The sequence below is a fragment of the Sulfitobacter sp. 1A15258 genome, assembly GCF_043557045.1.
In the GTDB taxonomy this organism is placed as follows: domain Bacteria; phylum Pseudomonadota; class Alphaproteobacteria; order Rhodobacterales; family Rhodobacteraceae; genus Sulfitobacter; species Sulfitobacter faviae.
In genome coordinates this window covers 231,230-251,352 of sequence record NZ_JBIFFK010000003.1, presented here as the reverse complement: position 1 = coordinate 251,352, position 20,123 = coordinate 231,230, and the positions used below count along the sequence as shown (strand labels likewise).

19 protein-coding genes are annotated in these 20,123 nt (G+C 63.6%); 12 read left to right on the top strand and 7 right to left on the bottom strand.

All coding sequences use genetic code 11. The annotated features are described in order from the left end of the window. Positions 1 to 12: 12 nt before the first annotated feature. Genes ACGYK9_RS08520 through ACGYK9_RS08505 form a run of 4 tightly spaced genes read left to right on the top strand, consistent with a single transcriptional unit; the run spans position 13 to position 3,461 of the window. Complete coding sequence (locus tag ACGYK9_RS08520) at positions 13 to 948, top strand: hypothetical protein (protein WP_394409516.1); 936 nt, start codon at positions 13 to 15, stop codon at positions 946 to 948. Further along, positions 941 to 1,669 carry an allophanate hydrolase subunit 1 gene (locus tag ACGYK9_RS08515; protein ID WP_394409513.1) on the top strand — a complete coding sequence of 243 codons (729 nt, stop codon included), beginning with the start codon at positions 941 to 943 and terminating at the stop codon, positions 1,667 to 1,669. The genes ACGYK9_RS08520 and ACGYK9_RS08515 overlap by 8 nt, the downstream gene beginning before the upstream one ends. Next, entirely contained in the window at positions 1,666 to 2,697 is a 1,032-nt protein-coding gene (locus tag ACGYK9_RS08510) for a biotin-dependent carboxyltransferase family protein (RefSeq protein WP_394409510.1), read from the top strand. The genes ACGYK9_RS08515 and ACGYK9_RS08510 overlap by 4 nt, the downstream gene beginning before the upstream one ends. Continuing rightward, a complete protein-coding gene (locus tag ACGYK9_RS08505) occupies positions 2,694 to 3,461 on the top strand; it encodes a LamB/YcsF family protein (RefSeq protein ID WP_394409507.1) in 768 nt (255 codons plus the stop codon). Before ACGYK9_RS08510 ends, ACGYK9_RS08505 begins: the two co-directional genes overlap by 4 nt. Here the strand turns inward: ACGYK9_RS08505 and ACGYK9_RS08500 are convergent. Continuing rightward, a complete protein-coding gene (locus ACGYK9_RS08500; RefSeq protein ID WP_271688753.1) occupies positions 3,458 to 4,327 on the bottom strand; it encodes a branched-chain amino acid aminotransferase in 870 nt (289 codons plus the stop codon). The genes ACGYK9_RS08505 and ACGYK9_RS08500 overlap by 4 nt on opposite strands. A gap of 171 nt (positions 4,328 to 4,498) precedes the next feature. Here ACGYK9_RS08500 and ACGYK9_RS08495 point away from each other — a divergent pair, with 171 nt between their 5' ends. The 5 genes from ACGYK9_RS08495 to dxs all read left to right on the top strand — a co-directional run bounded on the left by ACGYK9_RS08495 (position 4,499) and on the right by dxs (position 8,921). Next, complete coding sequence (locus ACGYK9_RS08495; RefSeq protein WP_067264985.1) at positions 4,499 to 5,011, top strand: MarR family winged helix-turn-helix transcriptional regulator; 513 nt, start codon at positions 4,499 to 4,501, stop codon at positions 5,009 to 5,011. After that, entirely contained in the window at positions 5,008 to 5,709 is a 702-nt protein-coding gene (locus ACGYK9_RS08490; RefSeq protein ID WP_394409504.1) for a response regulator, read from the top strand. The genes ACGYK9_RS08495 and ACGYK9_RS08490 overlap by 4 nt, the downstream gene beginning before the upstream one ends. Positions 5,710 to 5,818: 109 nt before the next feature. Continuing rightward, positions 5,819 to 6,061 (top strand): exodeoxyribonuclease VII small subunit, encoded by a 243-nt coding sequence (locus ACGYK9_RS08485; protein WP_067264990.1) that lies wholly within the window; start codon positions 5,819 to 5,821, stop codon positions 6,059 to 6,061. An 8-nt stretch (positions 6,062 to 6,069) separates the two neighbouring features. Continuing rightward, positions 6,070 to 6,951, top strand: a complete 882-nt coding sequence (locus tag ACGYK9_RS08480; protein WP_394409501.1) for a polyprenyl synthetase family protein — start codon at positions 6,070 to 6,072, stop codon at positions 6,949 to 6,951. 41 nt (positions 6,952 to 6,992) lie between these two features. Continuing rightward, on the top strand, positions 6,993 to 8,921 hold the full coding sequence (gene dxs / locus ACGYK9_RS08475) for a 1-deoxy-D-xylulose-5-phosphate synthase (protein WP_394409498.1): 1,929 nt from the start codon (positions 6,993 to 6,995) through the stop codon (positions 8,919 to 8,921). Here the strand turns inward: dxs and ACGYK9_RS08470 are convergent. The 5 genes from ACGYK9_RS08470 to ACGYK9_RS08450 form a co-directional block, all read right to left on the bottom strand. Beyond that, entirely contained in the window at positions 8,918 to 9,511 is a 594-nt protein-coding gene (locus ACGYK9_RS08470; protein WP_067264997.1) for an exopolysaccharide biosynthesis protein, read from the bottom strand. The genes dxs and ACGYK9_RS08470 overlap by 4 nt on opposite strands. Positions 9,512 to 9,537: 26 nt before the next feature. Continuing rightward, positions 9,538 to 10,392, bottom strand: a complete 855-nt coding sequence (locus ACGYK9_RS08465; RefSeq protein ID WP_394409495.1) for an SDR family oxidoreductase — start codon at positions 10,390 to 10,392, stop codon at positions 9,538 to 9,540. Between the two features lie 106 nt (positions 10,393 to 10,498). Next, the gene (locus ACGYK9_RS08460; protein ID WP_394409492.1) at positions 10,499 to 12,382 is read right to left on the bottom strand and encodes a polysaccharide biosynthesis protein; all 1,884 of its coding nucleotides are present in this window, start codon (positions 12,380 to 12,382) and stop codon (positions 10,499 to 10,501) included. 242 nt (positions 12,383 to 12,624) lie between these two features. After that, a complete protein-coding gene (locus tag ACGYK9_RS08455; RefSeq protein ID WP_394409489.1) occupies positions 12,625 to 13,236 on the bottom strand; it encodes a sugar transferase in 612 nt (203 codons plus the stop codon). Between the two features lie 10 nt (positions 13,237 to 13,246). After that, positions 13,247 to 14,140, bottom strand: a complete 894-nt coding sequence (locus ACGYK9_RS08450) for an NAD-dependent epimerase/dehydratase family protein (protein ID WP_394409486.1) — start codon at positions 14,138 to 14,140, stop codon at positions 13,247 to 13,249. A 141-nt stretch (positions 14,141 to 14,281) separates the two neighbouring features. On the opposite strand from ACGYK9_RS08450, the gene ACGYK9_RS08445 reads away from it, so the two are divergent. After that, positions 14,282 to 15,400: a polysaccharide biosynthesis/export family protein gene (locus tag ACGYK9_RS08445; protein WP_394409483.1), complete on the top strand. Its 1,119-nt coding sequence runs from the start codon at positions 14,282 to 14,284 to the stop codon at positions 15,398 to 15,400. Between the two features lie 2 nt (positions 15,401 to 15,402). Here ACGYK9_RS08445 and ACGYK9_RS08440 read toward each other — a convergent pair whose 3' ends face one another. Next, on the bottom strand, positions 15,403 to 16,647 hold the full coding sequence (locus ACGYK9_RS08440; RefSeq protein ID WP_394409480.1) for a glycosyltransferase family 4 protein: 1,245 nt from the start codon (positions 16,645 to 16,647) through the stop codon (positions 15,403 to 15,405). Positions 16,648 to 16,770: 123 nt separating this feature from the next. Here ACGYK9_RS08440 and ade point away from each other — a divergent pair, with 123 nt between their 5' ends. Both ade and ACGYK9_RS08430 read left to right on the top strand, forming a co-directional pair. Further along, positions 16,771 to 18,573 (top strand): adenine deaminase, encoded by a 1,803-nt coding sequence (gene ade / locus ACGYK9_RS08435; protein WP_394409477.1) that lies wholly within the window; start codon positions 16,771 to 16,773, stop codon positions 18,571 to 18,573. Then, positions 18,570 to 20,033 (top strand): AMP nucleosidase, encoded by a 1,464-nt coding sequence (locus tag ACGYK9_RS08430; RefSeq protein WP_394409474.1) that lies wholly within the window; start codon positions 18,570 to 18,572, stop codon positions 20,031 to 20,033. Before ade ends, ACGYK9_RS08430 begins: the two co-directional genes overlap by 4 nt. The last annotated feature ends 90 nt before the right edge of the window (positions 20,034 to 20,123 follow it).

The window sequence follows — 20,123 nt, the reverse complement described above, 5'->3', positions numbered from 1 at the left end:
CGGTGAAAGGTCATGCGCTATATGCTGAGACTGGCCTCGCGCCATGCGCGGGCCTGCCTGATCGCCGGGCTGCTGGCGGGGCTGGCCCTGCCCAGCCTTGCGGCGGCGCTGGCCCGGTGGTTGCCGCAAATGGTGGCGGCATTGCTGACGATCACCGCGCTCAGGATCGGGCACCGCGCGGCCCTTGGTGCAGTGCGCGATCTCATCTGGGGGCTGGCCTCGGTGCTGGCCTTGCAGACGCTGTTGCCCCTGCTGCTGCTGGGGGGCTTCGTGCTGGCCGGGCTGGGGCAGACCCCTGCGGCACTGGCCGTGACCCTCGCCGCGGCGGCCCCGGCGCTGACGGGCAGCGTGAACCTCGCCCTGTTGATGCGGCTCGACGCGGGGCGGATGATGCAGCTCATGGTGCTGGGCACCGCCGCCTTTCCGCTGACCGTCCTGCCGGTGCTGGCGGCCCTGCCGCAACTCGGCCCGGCCTCGGAAATCGCCCTCGCCGCCCTGCGGCTCTTGGCCGTGATCCTTGGCGCAACTGGGCTGGGCTTTGCCCTGCGCCATGTCTTCCTGCCCCAGCCCACCCCGCGCCAGACCGAGGCGCTGGATGGCGCGTCGGTGCTGGCCTTCTCGGTCATCGTGGTGGGGCTGATGGCGGCGCTGAACCCCGCGCTGCGCAGCGATCCATGGGCTGTGGCGGGCTGGACGCTGCTGGCCTTCGCCCTAAGCTATCTGTTGCAGGCGGGCACATTGCTGCTGACCCGGCGCGGCCCGCTGCGCGCCGTGGCCGGACCACTGGCAATCGGCGCGGGCAACCGCAATATCGCGCTGTTTCTCGTGGCGCTGCCTGCGGATGTCATCGCGCCGCTGATGATCTTTATCGGCTGCTGGCAACTGCCGATGTATCTGACCCCGGTGCTGCTGCCGCGCCTTTACGAAAGGATGCTTCGCAATGAATGACTGGCCCCGCATCCGCAGTGTCGGCCTCTCCGGCCTATTGGTCACCTTTGCCGAGAAGATGTCCGAACCCGCCAACCGCGCCGCCCTCGCCTTTCGCGCGGCGGTAGAGGAACAGGACTGGCCCGAGGTGAGTGAGACGAGCACCTCGCTGGTGTCGACCTTCGTGCAGTTCGAAGTCTCTCAAGAGGCCATCGCCACCATGACCGACCGCCTGCACGATCTGCTGCAAACCCGCGATTGGTTCGCCGAAGCCCTCCCCGCCGGGCGCAGCCTGTGGCATGTGCCGACGATCTATGGCACCGACCTCGCCCCGCAGTTGGAGGAGGCCGCCGAGGCCGCGGGCCTCAACCCCGATGCGGCCATTGCGGAACTGTCGCAGGCGCGGGTCCGGGTGCTGACCATCGGCTTCGCCCCCGGCCAGCCCTACATGGGCGAACTGCCCCCGCATTGGGACATTCCGCGCCAGCAGGGGCTGACGAAATCGGTGCCGCCGGGGTCGCTGGTGGTGGCCATTCGGCAGATGATCATCTTCACCAATGCCTCCCCCACCGGCTGGCGGCACATCGGCCAGACCGCTTTTCGCACCTTCCGCCCGGGCAGCGATATGCCCTTTCCGCTGTCGCCGGGCGATGAGCTGATCTTTCCGTCGATCACCCGGCAAGAGTTCGACCGCATCGCCGACGACCCCACCGGCGGTGCCGAGCGGGAGGCGCTGACATGAGCGGCACGCTGACCATCCTTCAAGCCGGTCCGGCCATGACCATCCAAGATCTTGGTCGCCCCGGCTATCGCGCCCTTGGCCTGACCCACGGCGGCGCGGCGGACCCGACTGCCCTGCACGAAGGGGCCGCCCTGCTGGGGCAAGATCCGAACAGCGCCGCGCTTGAGATGGCGGGCAGCGGCGGCAGTTTCGAGGTCGATCAGGACACCCGCATCGCCCTGACCGGGGCGCAGATGCAGGTGAGCATTGACGGCGAGCCGGTCGCCTGGAACGCCAGCCACCTCCTGCCCGCCGGGGCGAAGCTGACCATCGGCGGCGCGCGGGACGGGGCCTATGGCTACCTCCATGTCGGCGGCGGGTTTGACGTGGCGCCGGTGATGAACGCGCGCGCCAGCCATCTGGCCGCTGGCATCGGCGCGCTGCTGCAAAGTGGTGAGACTCTGCCGCTAGGGGTCGATAAGGGCGGCGAGACGAACCTCACTCTCCCGCGCGACAGCCGGTTCGGGGCCGAGCGGGTGCGCATCGTGGCCTCCATGCAGACCGATGCCTTCGACGAGGCAACCCGCCAGCGGTTCACCGAAACCACCTTTCGTCGTGATCCCCGCGCCAACCGGATGGGCGCGCGGATGGATCACGAGGGCGAAGGTTTCGCCACCGGCGGGCAGTTGACCATCGTGTCCGAAGTCATCACCCCCGGCGACATCCAGATCACCGGCGACGGCGCGCCCTTCGTGCTGATGTGCGAATGCCAGACCACCGGCGGCTACCCCCGCATCGGCACGGTGATCCCCTGCGACCTGCCGATCGTCGCGCAGGCGCAGCCGGGTGCTGCGCTGCAATTCGCGTTCGTCGAGCTCGACGAAGCGCTGGCCGCCGAGACGCGCCACCGCGCCGACCTCGCTGCCCTGCCCAAGCGCCGCCAGCCGCTGTTGCGCGATCCGGCGCGCATCCGTGACCTTTTGGGCTATCAACTGATCTCCGGCGTGGTTTCAGCCACTGCCGACCCCTTCGAGAAGGAGCAGACATGACCACCGTCGATCTCAACGCCGACATGGGCGAAAGCTTTGGCCCTTGGAAAATGGGCGACGACGCGGCGCTTCTGCGCGTCGTGACCTCGGCCAATATCGCCTGTGGCGGGCATGCGGGCGACGCCGATGTCATGGCGGCGACGATGCGCGTGGCGCATGAAAACGGCGTCGGCATCGGCGCGCATCCGGGGTTCATGGATCTTGCCGGTTTTGGCCGCAACCGCCTCTCAGTGCCGCGTGGCACCTTGCAGAACCAGATCCGCTATCAGGTCGCCGCGAGCGTCGGCATGGCGCGCAGCGTTAGCGCTGAGGTACGCCACCTGAAACTGCACGGCGCGCTGGCGAATATGGCGTCTGAGGATGAGGAACTGGCCCGCGACCTCTATGAGGCGGCGTTGAGCGTGGCGCCCGACCTCATCGTCATGGTGCTGGCCGCCACGGCGCAGGAGGCGGCGGTGCGCTCGCTGGGCTGCAAATGGGCCGGGGAGATCTTTGCCGACCGCGCTTATAACGATGACGCGACGCTGGTCGACCGCAGCAAGCCCGGTGCGGTGATCCATGATGCGGAAGCGGCAGCGGCGCGGATGGTGGAGATGGTCAAGGCAGGCGCGATCATCACCGAAAGCGGCAAGCACATTCCCACCCGGATCGACACGATCTGCCTGCATGGCGACACCGCAGAGGCCGTTCAAATCGCAACCGCCGTCCGCAAGGGTTTGCAGGACGGCGGCGTAACTTTGGCGAAGTTCAGCGGCAGCGTTTAGCTGCGCACCAGCTTTTCATAGTCCAAGGCGATCTCACGGGTCAGCGCGCCGACCTCAAAGTTCCAGTCGCCGATCTGCCCCACCGGGGTCACTTCGGCGGCGGTGCCAGTGAGCCAGCACTGCTCGAAACCTTCCAACTCTTCGGGCATGATGTGGCGCTCGTGAACCTTGATGTTCTTCTCGCGCAGCATGTCGATGACGGTCTGCCGGGTGATGCCGTTGAGGAAGCAATCGGGCGTCGGCGTGTGCACTTCGCCATCCTTGACGAAGAAGATATTCGCGCCTGTCGCCTCGGCCACATAGCCGCGGTAGTCATACATCATCGCGTCCGAGCAGCCCTTCGCCTCGGCCGCATGTTTGGACATGGTGCAGATCATATAGAGACCCGCCGCTTTGGCATGGCTCGGGATCGTCTCGGGCGAGGGGCGCTTCCATTTGGAGATGTCGAGCTTGGCGCCCTTCATCTTGGCGTCACCGTAATAGGCCCCCCATTCCCAAGCCGCGATGGCCATGCGGACCGGGTTGCGGGCCGAGGCGACACCCATGTCTTCGCCCACACCGCGCCAAGCGACCGCACGCACATAGGCGTCCTGCAGGCCGGAAGCGGCGAGGACTTCGGCCTTGGCAGCTTCGATCTCATCAATGGTGTAGGGGATCTCAAAGTCGATCATCTCAGCCGAGCGCTTGAGCCGTTCGGAATGCTCCCGGCTTTTGAAGATTTTGCCGTTGTAGGCGCGCTCGCCCTCAAACACCGAAGACGCATAGTGCATCGCATGGGTCAGGATGTGGACATTGGCCTCGCGCCAATCCACCATTTCGCCATCCATCCAGATGTGCCCATCCCGGTTGTCATATCCGCCTGCCATGGTGTTTCCCCTCCAAATGACGCGCTATCTTTTCAAAAATTGCGCAACAATCGGCAGATGCAGACATTTAATTGCGCAAAACACGAGATTCGATAGCCTTTCACTATTGGAATGTCAACAACGCTGACGTAAACTGATCCCCAACAGGCCCGAGAGAGAATGAGACATACTATGGCTGACGGGCGCATGATGGCCCCTAGCAGCGGCGACAGCCTGCTGTTTTTGACGGACGAACAACTGCGGCAGGGGATCGAGGCGATGTTCTTTGCCTATCGCGGTTTCACTGCCGATCCCGACCGGATCCTGGCCGATATGGCCTATGGCCGCGCGCATCACCGCGCCATTCACTTCATCAACCGCGCCCCTGGCACGACGGTGAACAACCTGCTCAATATCCTCGGGGTCACGAAACAATCGCTCAACCGTGTCTTGCGCACGCTGATCGCCGATGGTCTGGTGCAGAGCAAGGTTGGCCGCAATGACAAGCGCGAGCGGCATCTGTTCCTGACCGACGAGGGTCGCAAGCTGGAACAGGAGCTATCAGACGCTCAGCGCGCGCGCATGCGGTTGGCCTTTCGCACCGCCGGACCCGAAGCCGTGGCCGGTTTCAGAACGGTATTGGAGGCCATGATGGACCCCGAAATGCGCCAGAGCTTTGACCGGCTGCGCGAAAGCGCCCCATGAACGATCTCGACCCGCACCTGCTGGTCGTCGACGACGATGAGCGGATCCGCAGCCTGTTAAAGAAGTTCCTGATGCGGAACGGCTTTCTGGTCAGCACGGCCCGCGATGCGGCCCATGCGCGGCGGGTGCTCGCGGGGTTGGAATTCGACCTCATCGTGCTCGACGTGATGATGCCCGGCGAAGACGGCATGGCGCTGACCCGTGCTTTGCGCGAAACCCTGCAAACGCCGATCCTGTTGCTGACCGCCAAGGGCGAGACCGACAACCGCATCGAAGGGTTGGAGGCCGGGGCGGATGACTACCTGCCCAAACCCTTTGAGCCGAAAGAACTGCTGCTGCGCATCAACGCCATCCTGCGCCGAATGCCCGACACCTCTGCCGCCGATGCCGCGCCAAAAGTGCTGTCGCTCGGCGTGATCCGCTATGACATGGAGCGGGGGGAGATGTGGCAGGGCGACGATTTGGTGCGCCTCACCGCGACCGAAGTGCAGCTGATGAAGATCTTCGCCGCCCAGCCCGGTGTCGCGCTGAGCCGTGCCAAATTGGTCGAGGAATTGGGCCGCGACCGGGGGCAGGCGCAGGAACGCGCGGTCGATGTTCAAATCACCCGCCTGCGCCGCAAGATCGAGAGCGACCCGAAACAGCCGCAATACCTGCAAACCGTGCGCGGCGCGGGCTATATGCTGGCCCCGGACTGACCCCGCCCCGCCTGCCGAAACGGGCCGGTAAAATTCATCACGCAAGCCCGCTGGCAATGCGCGGCGCGAAGTTCTATTGTCGCGCGAAATTCCGAAAACGAGGCGCGCAATGTCCGACACACCCGTAGAAGAGATGAACTTTGAGACCGCCATGGCCGAGCTTGAGAAAGTCTTGGGCCAGCTTGAAAACGGCAATGTCGCATTGGACGAAAGCATCGCGCTTTACGAACGCGGGGCCAAGCTTAAGGCGCGCTGCGAGACCAAGCTGAAAGAAGCTGAAGAGAAGGTCGCCGCGATCACGCTTGACGGCGATGGCAACCCGAATGGGCTGAAACCCGTCGAAGGGCTTTGACCGCCCACATGCAAGAGACCACCCCCCGTCCCTTGGCAGAGGCGCTTGCCCATGCCCGCGATCTGGCGCAAGCGCAGATCGACGCAGCACTCGGCGCGCATGACGGCCCCGTGACCGAGGCGATGCGCTATGCCTGCGGCGGCGGCAAGGGGCTGCGCGGCTTTCTGGTGATCGAATCCGCCCGGCTGCATGGCATCGCCCCCGGCATGGCCGCCCCTGCGGCGGCAGCTATCGAGGCGCTGCATGCCTATTCGCTGGTGCATGACGACCTGCCCTGCATGGATGACGACGATCTGCGCCGGGGCCAGCCCACGGTGCACCGCAAATGGGATGAGGCCACCGCCGTTCTGGCCGGTGACGCGCTGCAAACGCTGGCCTTTGAACTGCTCGGCCAAGCGCCCTGCCCGGCGGAGGCGCGGCTGACATTGATGACCAGCCTCGCCCAAGCGGCAGGCGTCGGCGGCATGGTCGGGGGGCAAGCGCTGGACATCGCCGCCGAAACCGCCCCCGCGCCGCTGTCGCTGGCCGAGATCACGGCGCTTCAGGCAGGCAAGACCGGTGCGTTGATCGAATGGTCCGCCATGGCTGGCCCACGCATGGCCGGGGCCGATGCCACCGCCCTTGGGGCCTACGCCAAACACCTCGGCCTCGCCTTTCAGATCGCGGATGACATTCTTGATGTCGAAGGCGACGCCGAAACGGTCGGCAAGGCGGTCGGCAAGGACGACGCGGCGGGCAAGGCCACTTTCGTGTCCCACCTCGGGCTGGCCGGGGCCAAGATCCGCGCCGCCGAATTGGTGGACATGGCCTGCGACGCCCTATCTGAATATGGACCAGAGGCGCAGAGCTTGCGAGCCGCTGCCGCCTTCGTTATTGCCCGCGACAGCTAGCCGGGCGGCACATGCGCCAATGCGGCACCAGAGAGGCCCCGATGAGTGACAAACCCGCCACACCCCTGCTTGATCAGGTCACCCGCCCTGCGGACCTGAAACACCTGTCCGATGCCGAACTGACCCAAGTCGCGCGCGAACTGCGGGCCGAGACGATCTCGGCCGTGTCGGAAACCGGCGGGCATCTCGGCGCGGGGCTTGGCGTGGTGGAACTGACCGTAGCGCTGCACGCGGTTTTCGACACGCCGCGCGACAAGATCATTTGGGACGTCAGCCACCAGTGCTACCCGCACAAGATCCTAACCGAACGCCGCGACCGCATCCGCAGCCTGCGCATGAAGGACGGGCTATCGGGTTTCACCAAACGCAGCGAATCCCCCTACGATCCCTTTGGCGCGGCGCATAGCTCGACCTCGATCTCGGCAGCACTCGGCTTTGCCGTGGGCCGCGATCTGGGCGGTGTGATCCCCGAAGGGCTGGGCGACGCGATTGCCGTGATCGGCGACGGCGCGATGAGCGCGGGCATGGCCTATGAGGCGCTGAACAACGCGGGCGATCTGAAGAAACGCCTGATCGTCATCCTCAACGACAACGAGATGTCCATCGCCCCGCCGGTGGGCGCGATGTCGAGCTACCTCAGCCGCCTTTACGCCGAAGCGCCGTTTCAGGATTTCAAAGCCGCCGCCAAGGGCGCGGTGAGCCTGCTGCCCGAACCCTTCCGCGAAGGCGCGAAACGCGCCAAGGACATGCTTAAAGGCATGGCCGTTGGCGGCACCCTGTTCGAGAACCTCGGGTTTTCCTACCTCGGGCCGATCAACGGGCATGACATGGACCAGCTTCTGCCCGTGCTGCGCACCGTCCATCAACGCGCAACCGGGCCGATCCTGATCCACATTCAGACGCAAAAGGGCAAGGGCTACGGCCCCGCCGAAGCCGCGCGGGATCGCGGCCATGCCACGGCCAAGTTCAACGTGGTGACGGGCGAGCAAAAGAAAGCCCCCTCCAACGCGCCGAGCTACACCCGCGTTTTCGCTGACAGCCTGCTGGCCGAGGCCGCCGAGGACGACAAGATCTGCGCCGTGACCGCCGCCATGCCCGATGGCACCGGCCTCGACCTTTTCGCCGAACGCTATCCCAGCCGCTGCTTCGACGTGGGCATCGCCGAGCAGCATGGCGTGACCTTCTGCGCGGGCCTCGCCGCGGCGGGAATGAAACCCTTCTGCGCGATGTATTCCACCTTTTTGCAACGCGGCTACGACCAAGTCGTGCATGATGTGGCAATCCAGCGCCTGCCGGTGCGTTTCGCCATCGACCGCGCGGGGCTCGTGGGCGCCGACGGGCCGACCCATGCGGGCGCCTTCGACGTGGCCTTCCTTGCCAACCTGCCCGGTTTCGTGGTCATGGCCGCCGCCGATGAGGCCGAGTTGCGCCATATGGTCGCCACAGCCGCCGCTCATGACGACGGCCCCATCGCCTTCCGCTATCCGCGCGGCGAAGGGCGCGGGGTCGAGATGCCAGAGCGCGGCACCCCGCTGGAAATCGGCAAGGGCCGGATGATCCAAGAGGGCAGCAAGGTCGCGCTTTTATCCTTCGGCACGCGTTTGGAAGAGGTCGAGAAGGCCGCCGAACAGCTTCGAGCCAAGGGCATCACCCCCACCATCGCCGATGCCCGCTTCGCCAAGCCGCTGGACCGCGAGATGATCCTCAAGCTCGCCCATGACCACGAGGCGCTGATCACCATCGAAGAGGGGGCAGTCGGCGGCTTCGGCAGCCATGTCGCACAGCTGCTGGCGGATGAGGCGGTGTTCGACAAGGGGCTCAAGTTCCGCTCCATGGTGCTGCCCGATACCTTCATCGATCAGGCCAGCCCGGCGGATATGTATGCCGTGGCGGGGATGAACGCCGAACAGATCGCTGCCAAGGTGCTCGAAGTGCTGGGGATCGGTGACTTGGACGCGCAGCGCGCCTAACTGGCGGCGGTCAGCACCAGCAGGCCGCCCGCGACCAAGGTGATCACGACACAGACATAGCCCAAAAGCACGAAAAGCCCGTCGCGGGTGAACAGCCCAAACACCAAGAGGGCAACGGTTCCCGCCCCCAGCGATGACATCATTGGCAGCACCTCCATAAAGGGCCAGCCGAGCGGGATGATCGTGACCACCACCAGTGTGATGAACCGCATCGGCCCGGTGGTGAGAAACTGAAGGCGCGGCTTGCAACGCCCGTCGACGAAAGCGCAAGGACGGCGCAGAAAGCGCACGCAGCCGCTCAACCGATGGCCTGCGACCTCGCGGCGCAGCAGAAATTGCGGCATCCATAGCCTGCGCCGCCCGGTCACCGCCTGCACGGCCAGCAGGATGATTGTCACCGCCGCAAGGGTCGAGACGCCGGGAATGCCCGACAGGGGTGAGACCAGCAGCAAGGCGACGATCAGGATCAGAGGGGTGATCGAACGGTCCCCGATCTCATGCAGCACGTCGTTGATCGACACCGCCTCCTTCTCTGCCGCGCGCTCCATGCTATCCAGCAAATGGGCCAACGTGTGTTCGTCTTGACGCATTCAGTGCCTCTGGCGGTGCCTCGGATTCAGTCTTCCGCCTCCAGCAGCGCGGCCAGACCAGAGCGGTAATCGGGATAGATCGGTTGCCAGCCCAACGCCGCCTTGGCGTGATCGTTCCGGACCTTCTTGCTCTCCGCGTAAAAGCTGCGGGCCATGGGGGTCATCTCGGCCTTGTCGAAGTCCACCGCCGGGGGCAAGGGCAGGCCCAAAAGCGCAGCGGCATGGCCGATCACATCCTGCGGCGGGGCCGGATCATCGTCACAAAGGTTATAGATCGCCCCCGGCTGCGGCTTGGCCAGCGACAGGTCCAAGGCTTGGGCGATATCCTCCACATGAATACGCGAAAAGACCTGCCCGGCCTTGATGATGCGCCGCGCCGTGCCTTTGCGCACCTTGGCGAATGGCCCCCGCCCGGGGCCGTAGATGCCCGCGAGCCGGAAGATATGCAACGGCAGGCCGGGGATCGCGCCCCATGCCGCCTCGGCCTGCACCCGCGCCGCGCCACGCCGGGTGGAGGGGGTGAGCGGTGCCGTCTCATCCACCCAATCGCCCCCATGGTCGCCGTAGACGCCGGTGGTCGACAGATAGCCGACCCACCGCAAATGGGGGGCCGCTGCGGTGATTTCATCCTGCAAATCCAGCAGAACCGGATCCCCCTCCGGCCCCGGCCCGGCAGAGACCAATAGGTTGGGCACCTCTTGCAAAAGCGAAGACAGATCGCTGCCGGGCCAGAGCATCGGCTCCACCCCCGTCGCTGCGATCTCATCCAGTTTTTCACGGCTGCGGGTCGTGCCGATGATGCGCCAGCCTTGCGGGAGCAACCGGGCCGCCAAGGCCCGCGCGCTATAGCCATGGCCGAGGGAAAGAAGCGTTTTATCCATACCGCCAAAGTGGCCCGCATGGGCCGCAATCACAAGCGGCAAGCGGTGGATTTACTCTTTCAGGAGGTCGATCCGCTGCGATCATTAGAACCTACCATGCACTTCGCTATGAGGACTTTCGCAACGCCTCAGGCGGGGCGAACCCCTCAACCCAACGGTAGACCACTTGACGCGCCAGCGCTTCGTCATTCGCCACTAGTGCTTCACGCAGATCTCGCAGGGCAGAGGCGATTTCGAGTTCGTGCAGCCCGTTTTCCCGCGCGGAATAGATTTTGGGATGGGCCGTATTGATCAGCAGACCGCTCAACGTGAGCTCTTCGGTCATCTTTTCGCCGGGGCGCAGACCGGTGATCTCAATCTCGATATCGCCATCGGGGTTGTCTTCGTCCCGCACGGTGTATCCGGCGGTCTCGATCACCTGCCGGGCCAGTTTGAGGATCGGCACAGGTTTGCCCATGTCCAGAACAAAGACCTCGCCCCCTTGGGCCAGCGATCCGGCCTGTAGGACCAAGCGCACGGCCTCTTCGACCGTCATGAAGTAGCGCGCCACCCCGCGGTCCGTCACCGTCAACGGGCCTCCGCGGCTGACCTGCTCTTGGAACAGTGGCACGACCGACCCGGAGGACCCCAGAACATTGCCGAAGCGGACCATGGAGAAGATGACACCGCCCGGGCCGCCATATTTGCGCGCCATATCCTGAATGACGAGTTCGGCAAGGCGCTTGGACCCGCCCATGATATTGGTCGGGCGCACGGCCTTGTCAGTGGATACGAGGATGAAACGCTCCACCCCCGCCCGGGCAGCCTGTTCGGCCAGAGCATGGGTCCCGAGGACATTGTTCACCAGCCCCGACAACGGGTTCGCCTCGACCAAGGGCACATGTTTATAGGCCGCGGCATGAAGGACCACATTGACCCCGTGTTGCGACAGCACTTTGCGCAGCTGCCGGGTATCCGTCACCGTCCCCAAGACCGAAACGATTTCGATATCGCTGCCCTCGGCCAACTGGCGGATCTCCATGTCGGCGTTATAGAGGGCCAGTTCGCTCAACTCGAAAAGCACCAGTTTGGTGGGCCGACAAAGCAACACTTGGCGGCACAGTTCCGACCCGATGGAGCCCCCTGCGCCCGAGACGAAAACCACTTTACCCGCATAGCTCTCGCCCCCTTCGTTGATCAAAGGGGTGACCTCATCCCGGTTCAAAAAGCGGCTCGGAGAGACGGGGGAGAGCTTGTCGACCAAGGCCTCTTCGCCGATCAGCTGCGCGAAGGAGGGGAGGGTCTGCACCTCAAGACCTAGCTTTTCCAACCGCCGAGCGATCTGGGCCTGTTTGGGGGTGCTGAGCGAAGGCACGGCAAGCAACACGCGGTCGATCTGCTTTTCGACGGTAAGTTCAGCGATGCCCCGTGGAGAATAGACCGGCAGCTTCGAGACGTTGAGCCCCTGAAGCGCGATATTGTCATCAACAAAAGCAATCGGTTCGATCGTTTCATGGCCGCGCAGGGCCGAAACCAGTTGCGTCCCCGTGGTGCCTGCGCCGTAGATCAAAACGCGGCACCGCGCGTCGCCCGTCCGGTAGATTTGCAACACGATATGCAACAAGATGACCCGCGACAGCACCACCAGAGAGAAAAAGATCGCCCCGAACATCACATGAACGCCGATTGGGAAATCCAGTCCCAGAAGGGTCGCGCCCAGCAGAGATACGGCCGCAAGGATAGTCCCGAGTATTGCGGTGCTTCCGACCGCTGCGGTCTCGTAGGCGTTGAGTTGTGTTGTGCAAACCCCCAAGCGGATCGACACGATTACGCCGACGATCAGGGTAATGGGTAGCGTGAGGGCGTAGCTGAAAAAGGCATCGAGGAAGGGTTCAGGCAATCCGCGCACCGCCAGCGCGAGGATGGCAGCCAGCAAGATCAAACAGGAATCGAGCGTCAGCATGATTACGCGCTTTTGCCGCTTGGTCAGCGACTTGATAATGCTCAACATGCGCCGCTCCCCTGTTTACGGCTGTATTCGAGAATGCACTGCGTTCCCCACCTGCGCACTACCATCTTCTGTCCTTGGCGCCGATGCACCACACTAAGGGGGAAAACGGCCAAACGCGCATAATACATCGCCATCCGAATCTACAATTGCTTAAATATGCGGCAAACAATGTCACGCTTTGGTTAACAAAACCAATTCTTAACACATGTGCTCAGCGGCGTCTCGCCCGACTACTGAAAACCTCAACCTCGGCTGAAGAAGTTCTGGACGGTTTGCTGCATCAGGGCAAAGTCAAAACAGATGCTTTGATGGCGCTGATAGATCAGATCAAGCTGGGCCTTGCGCGGGACGCAGGTGCGACAATAGACACGATCGGTCTCTGCTGCGGTCTCGCAGTGCGACAGCAGCCGTTCTTCATGTTTGTGGTAGCGGATCGTGGCCAATCCGGTCACGCCGGGCCGGGATTTTAGGACGTCGGCATAGACCTCGGGGAAACGCTCAACATATTCGCGCAGCGGCGGGCGGGGGCCGACAAAGCTCAGATCACCGCGCAGGATGTTCCACAGCTGAGGAAACTCATCCAAGCGCCGCGCCCTGAGCCATGCGCCCGTGGGGGTGATCCGCGCGGCCTTGTTGCCGCCCGACACGCCCTGATCCTCTTCTGCCACGGTCATCGTGCGCAGTTTCCAGAGCTTAAAACTCTCTTCCGGCGTTTTCATCCGTTCGGCCACATGGAAAAGTGGCCGCCCCTCTTTGACCAGCAGCCAGACCAGCAACCCCAGCAGGATCGGCCCCACAATGACGACGAGCAGACTGGCGAAGAACAGATCGAAAATGCGCTTGCGCCAAGTCATTGATGGGTCTTCATCGTTTATTCATATCCAGCTGCCATTCCTGCACCAAACCGGCGGGCGTTTGAGTTTCTGGCGTGAAATCGACGTGGCGTTCAAGTTCATTCGTATCCAGCCGCACCTCGGGAATGGCAGCGGCAGGGGCGGGTTTGGGCTCCCACGCCAGCCCCGCCGCATCCAGCAACGCGCCCATTTCCACCGCGCCGGGGGCCGCGATGTTCAGAATGGGCGGCAAATTATCTGCTTGGCAAAGCGCGTGAAGCACCCGCGCCAAGGTCACCGGCCCGATGTAACTGCGGCTTGGTGTGCGACCATCGGGAAAGCGATCAATCTGCATACCCGGCCGCCAGCCCCCGAGGATCGCATCCGCCCCCGCTACGTTGCCGATCCGTAGCGCAGTGACTGCGGTCTCTCCGCTCGCCTCTTGCACCGCCTTTTCCATCGCAAGCTTCTGCCTGCCGTAATCCGACAGCGGAGCGCAGGACAGGTCCTCTTGCAGCGGGCCGTCCTCTGCACCGTAGACCGCCGCCGATGAGGCGACGAGAAGCCGCGGGGCCCCCGCCGTTTCTGCCAGTTTCAGCGCAGCTATGGCCAGGGTGGCGTTATCTTTTAAGGTGGCACCCCCAGCCCCCGCCCGGGCTGGCGTCACACCCGCCAAAGAGATGATCGCTCTTGCCCCACGCGCGGCTGCGAGGGCCGCGTCGCTTGGGCTCTCTTCTGCATCTGGCAAATCGAAATCATAAAAACCGGGCCGCGGCTCTCTCGACTGGCTGCGCAGCGCCTCCGGCTCTGGCCAATGACGGCGCAGCATGCCGCCCAGCCGCCCCGTCGCGCCAAGCAAAAGCACATCGCCAGATGCCAACCCCCTGCCCGAAGCCGCATTGCCCATTGAAATCATTGACGCCATAGGTTCAGTCATTATCCTGCCGAATTAGAATTGTAATCATAGGCCGTGCAGGCAGTATCCTGCGAGACCCGTTATTTTACATTAGACATTGATCAAATACCCCGGTTTGCCGGTAAAACATTCGGAAGCGATGCGCATCTTATGAAGCACCTCAGCAAGCTGTTCCTCTCGATCCTGCTGGCATCCTCTCTCGCCGCCTGCGCAAACCTTCCGCGCGGTGCCGCCATTCAGAAAGAGGTGACACGGGCGGCGGAGACGCCGGATGCGGATATCGCTGTCTATCCGGTGACCCATGCCTTTCTGCCCCATGTCGCCCAATGGCCCCGTACCGATAGTAAGCGCCATAGTTGGATCGGCGCCAGCCGGGGGTCAAATGCCCAAGTCATCCGCCCCGGCGATCGGCTGGACCTTTTGGTCTGGGACAGCGGCGATAACTCCTTGCTGACCTCGCCGGCTCAACAAGTCGCCACCCTGCCCGGCATTCGCGTCTCGGAAAGCGGGACCATTTTCATGCCCTATATCGGCAAGGTCAAAGTCTCTGGCCGCACACCGGATTCGGCCCGTCAATTGCTTCAACGGCAGCTTGAGGGGATCGTGCCCTCCGCACAGGTACAACTGGCAATGACCGAAGGGCGCGGCAATTCGGTGGACCTCGTGGGAGGGGTCAACAAGCCCGGCAACATCCTGATGCCAGACAACAACTTCACCGTTCTCGCTGCAATCTCAGCTGGCGGCGGCGTGCTCTCCAGTATCGAAAACCCGCAGGTTAAACTGCTGCGCGGCGCCAATATCTATACCACCTCGATCGACCGGCTTTATGAGAACCCAAGCCTCGACACCCGGCTGATCGGGGGCGATAAGCTGATCATCGAAGATGACCGCCGCTACTTCCTGTCGCTGGGTGCCGCCGGGCGGGAGGCACAGTTTCCCTTTAACCGCGACGAAGTCTCGGCGCTGGATGCATTGGCAATCATCGGCGGGGTGAACGAATCCCGCGCCGATCCCGAAGGCATCCTGATCCTGCGCGAATACCCCGCCAGCGCGGTGAGTGCGGGCGTGCGCGGCCCGCGCCGCACGCGGGTGGTGTTCACGCTGGATCTGACCACATCCGACGGGCTGTTCTCGGCGCGGAATTTCCACATTCAATCCGGCGATCTGGTGCTCGCGACGGAAAGCCCGCTGTCGGACACCCGCACCATTCTGGGCCTTGTCGGTTCGGTCTTCGGGCTGGTGAATACCGCCGGAAACCTCAGCAACTGACCCTAACCGATCCGCTTGCCCTCGGGCACCAATGCGTTGATCTGCGCAAGGTGTTCGGGCAAGCAGCGGGTCAGGAAATCATAATTCTCGACCACATGGGCCCGCGCCGCCGGGCCGAGATGGGCGTGATCCTGCGGACGGGCGAGCACCTCTACCACCTGCGCTGCCAGCGCATCGGGATCGAAGAAATCCACCAGCAGGCCGGTTTCACCATGGGTCACGGCCTCGCGCACCGGGGCTACATCAGAGGCGACGATCGTGGCCTGCATCGACATGGCTTCGAGCAGGGACCAAGACAGCACGAAGGGCATCGTGAGATAGATGTGACAGCGGCTGATCTGCACCAGCTTCTTGAAGTCGGGATAGGGCACTTTGCCCACGAAATGCACGCGATCCCAATCGACCCGATCCTGCAACTCCGCCGCCATCTCTCCGCGCAGACCGCCGGGGTGATCGCTCTGCTTGCCGTAGGAGACCTCATTGCCGCCGACGATTACCACCCGCGCATGGGGCCGCTCGGCCAAGATACGCGGCAGGGCGCGCATCATCGTGTGAAAACCGCGGGTCTTTTCCAGATTGCGCGCGACATAGGTGATGATCTCATCCTCGCGCGTGACGGGCCGCGCCAAACGCCCCAGACGCAGGCTCACATCCGGGTCGGGCAAAAGCTGATCGGTGCGGATGCCGTCGTGACAGACATAGAGCTTGCGGTGAAAGCTCTCGGGGAAACGGTCGCGTTGCCAATAGGTCGGGCAATGGCCCAGATCGACGGTTTCGATATTGGCAAGCGGCACGATGTTGCGCGCGTGGTTGAGATAGGGCGCATGGGCCGAGATTTTCTCGGCAGGGTCAAAGCCCACCATCCCGCCGGTCATGTTATAGTAATACTCGAAATAACCAATGATCGGCACGTCAGGCCAAAGTTGCTTGAAGAAACTCAACTCCCCCCAACCGACGTGGCCGATGATGATGTCAGGGCGAAAGCCCTCCTTCGTTTCGATCTGCTGGGCGGCGTTGACGGCGCCGAACCCATTGCCTGAGGCTTCCTCCCAAATGCGCGAGAGACCATAGGCCTTCTCGTCGGGGCGGTGATGGGGGCGGTAGACACGGGTTTCGACCCCCGGCAGCTGCGGCGCATTTTGACGTTGGGTCAAAAAATAAATGCGATGCCCGCCCGTCTGCGCCAGCCATTGTATCAATTCCCGGTATTGGCCGGGCATGTTCTGGTGCACAAAGAGAAAATTCATATAATCGTTCCGTAAATTCCTTGCGCGCCAGTTAGCCGCAAGCGGCGCGCTCTGGCAACATCGCGCGCCCTTTCCGATGGCGTGATCGCTTGAACCTCCCCCGGCCCTATGTCACCTTTGGACATGACAGATAAAACGTTCCCCTCTTGGCCCGATGTGGCCGCGCAATTGGTCGAGGTCGCCGCCGGACGGCGCGCGGCCGATACGATCATCACCGGCGGCATTTGGGTCAATGTGCACACCCGCGAATGCCTGCCCGACCATGACATCGCCATCGCCGCCGGGCGCATCGCCTTTGTCGGCCCCGACGCCGGCCATTGCCGGGGCGAGAGCACCCGCATCATCGAAGCCAAGGGCCGCTACATGGCGCCCGGCCTTTGCGACGGGCATATGCATATCGAGAGCACCATGCTCACCCCCGCCGAGTTCGCCCGCGCGGTGATCCCGCATGGCACCACCTCGGCCTTCACCGACCCGCATGAGATCGCCAATGTGCTGGGTCTCGACGGCGTGCGGATGATGCACGACGAAGCGCTGATGCAGCCCATCAACATCTTTACGCAGATGCCCTCTTGTGCGCCTTCCGCCCCCGGGCTGGAGACCACGGGCTACGAGATCACCGCCGAGGACGTGGCCGAGGCAATGACATGGCCCGGCATCGTGGGTCTGGGCGAGATGATGAACTTTCCGGGCGTCAGCAACGCCGATCCGCAGATGCTGGCCGAGATCGCCGCCACGCAACGCGCGAACAAGACGGTGGGCGGGCATTACGCCTCCCCCGACCTTGGCCCCGCCTTTGCCGCCTATGTGGCGGGCGGTCCGGCGGACGATCACGAGGGCACCTGCGAGGCCGACGCCGTGGCGCGGATGCGGCAGGGGATGCGGTCGATGATCCGGCTGGGGTCGGCCTGGTACGACGTGAAGACGCAGATCACCGCGATCACCGAAAAAGGCCTCGATCCGCGCAATATGATCCTTTGCACCGATGACAGCCACTCGGGCACGATCACCAACGAAGGGCATATGAACCGCGTTCTACGCCATGCCATCGACTGTGGCTGCGACCCGTTGATTGCTCTGCAAATGGCGACGATCAACACCGCGACGCATTTCGGGCTGGAGCGCGAAATCGGCTCGCTGACGCCGGGCCGTCGGGCGGATGTGATCCTGACCTCGGACCTTGCGAGTTTCCCGGTCGAGACAGTGATCGCGCGCGGCGAAGTGGTGGCCGAAGACGGCAAATGCCTTGTCGACTGCCCGCATTTCGATTGGCCAGACACCGCGCGCAACACGGTGAACATGGCCCGCGATCTTGAGGCCAATGATTTCGACATCCCCGCCCCCGAAGGCGCCAATGCCGTCACCGCCAATGTCATCGGCGTGGTCGAGAACCAAGCCCCGACCCGGGCGCTGAAGTTCGAACTGCCGGTGACCGAAGGCCGCGTGCAGGGCACCGGCGAGGTCTGCCAGATCGCGCTGGTTGAGCGCCACCGCGCCACCGGCACGGTGACCAATGCCTTCGTCTCGGGCTTCGGCTACGAGGGGCGCATGGCGATGGCCTCGACCGTCGCGCATGACAGCCACCATATGATCGTCGTCGGCACCGATGCCGAGGAGATGGCCCGCGCCGCCAACCGCCTGCGTGAGGTGGGCGGTGGCATCACCATCTTCCGCGAAGGCGAAGAACTGGCGCTGGTCGCCCTGCCGATCGCCGGGCTGATGTCCGACCGTCCCGCCGCTGAGGTCGCCGCCGATGCCGAAGCCCTCGTTCAAGCGATGATCGACTGTGGCTGCAAGCTGAACAACGCCTATATGCAGCATTCGCTCTTGGCCCTTGTGGTGATCCCCGAACTGCGGATCTCGGACCTTGGGCTGGTCGATGTGCAGAAATTTGAAATCATACCTTTGTTAGAGCCGCAAACATGACAACGATCCTGACCCCGGACACCCCGAACCCGGAAAGCTTCCGCGATGCGACCGCTGCCGTGGACCGTCTGACCGAACTCTATCAGCAAGCCACCACCTTCCTGCGGGAGTCTTTTGCCAAGGCGATGGAGAGCTCGGCGCCCGATGCCCGCGTCCGCGCCTTTTACCCTGAGCTGCGGTTTCGCACCTCCTCCTATGCGCATGTGGATACGCGGCTGTCTTTCGGGCATGTCTCCTCTCCCGGCACCTTTGCCGCGACGATCACCCGGCCCGATCTGTTTCGGAACTACCTGATCCAGCAAATCGGCCTGTTGATCGAAAACCACGACCAGCCGGTGATTGTCGGCCCTTCGACCACGCCGATCCCGGTGCATTTCGCCATGTCCGGCGACAACGCGCTGAACGTGCCGCAGGAGGGGGCGGCGGACTTCACCCTGCGCGATGTCTTTGACGTGCCGGATCTGTCGACGACCAATGACGATATCGTCAACGGCACCTATGTGCCCGAGGATGACGTGCGCCCGCTGGCGCCCTTCACCGCACAGCGGGTCGATTACTCCCTCGCGCGGCTGGCGCATTACACGGCCACGGATCCTGAGCATTTCCAAACCCATGTGCTGTTCACCAACTACCAGTTCTATGTGACGGAGTTTGAGCAATACGCCCGCGAGATGCTGCGCGACCCGGAAAGCGGCTATACCGCCTTCGTCTCGACCGGCAATGCCGAGATCACCGACCCCGATGCGCCCTTGGCCGACACGCTGAAGACGCCGCAGATGCCGACCTATCACCTCAAGCGGGCGGACGGCTCGGGCATCACGCTGGTCAACATCGGCGTCGGGCCGTCCAACGCCAAGACCGCGACGGACCACATCGCCGTGCTGCGCCCCCATGCATGGCTGATGGTGGGCCACTGCGCCGGTCTGCGCAACACGCAGGCTTTGGGTGATTTCGTGCTGGCGCATGGCTACCTGCGCGAGGATCACGTTCTCGACGACGACCTGCCGGTCTGGGTGCCGATCCCGGCGCTGGCCGAGATCCAGATCGCGCTGGAGCAATCGGTGGCGCAGGTCACCCAACTTGAGGGCTATGAGCTGAAACGCATCATGCGCACCGGCACCGTCGCCACCATCGACAACCGCAACTGGGAGCTGCGCGACCAATCCGGCCCGGTGCAACGGCTGAGCCAATCGCGCGCCGTGGCGTTGGATATGGAAAGCGCCACCATCGCGGCCAATGGCTATCGCTTCCGGGTGCCCTATGGCACGCTGCTATGCGTGTCGGACAAACCGCTGCATGGGGAGTTGAAACTGCCCGGCATGGCGTCAGACTTCTACAAAACCCAAGTCGCCCGCCATCTGATGATCGGCATCCGCGCCATGGAGTTGCTGCGCCGCATGCCGCTGGAGCGGATCCACAGCCGGAAACTTCGATCCTTCGACGAAACAGCGTTCCTATAGGGCTGGAAACAGCGGAAAATCGCATGTTTTCGCGTTTATAGCGCCACAATTCGTTGTGTTATCCCACAACATACCGTTACATTCCGGCCA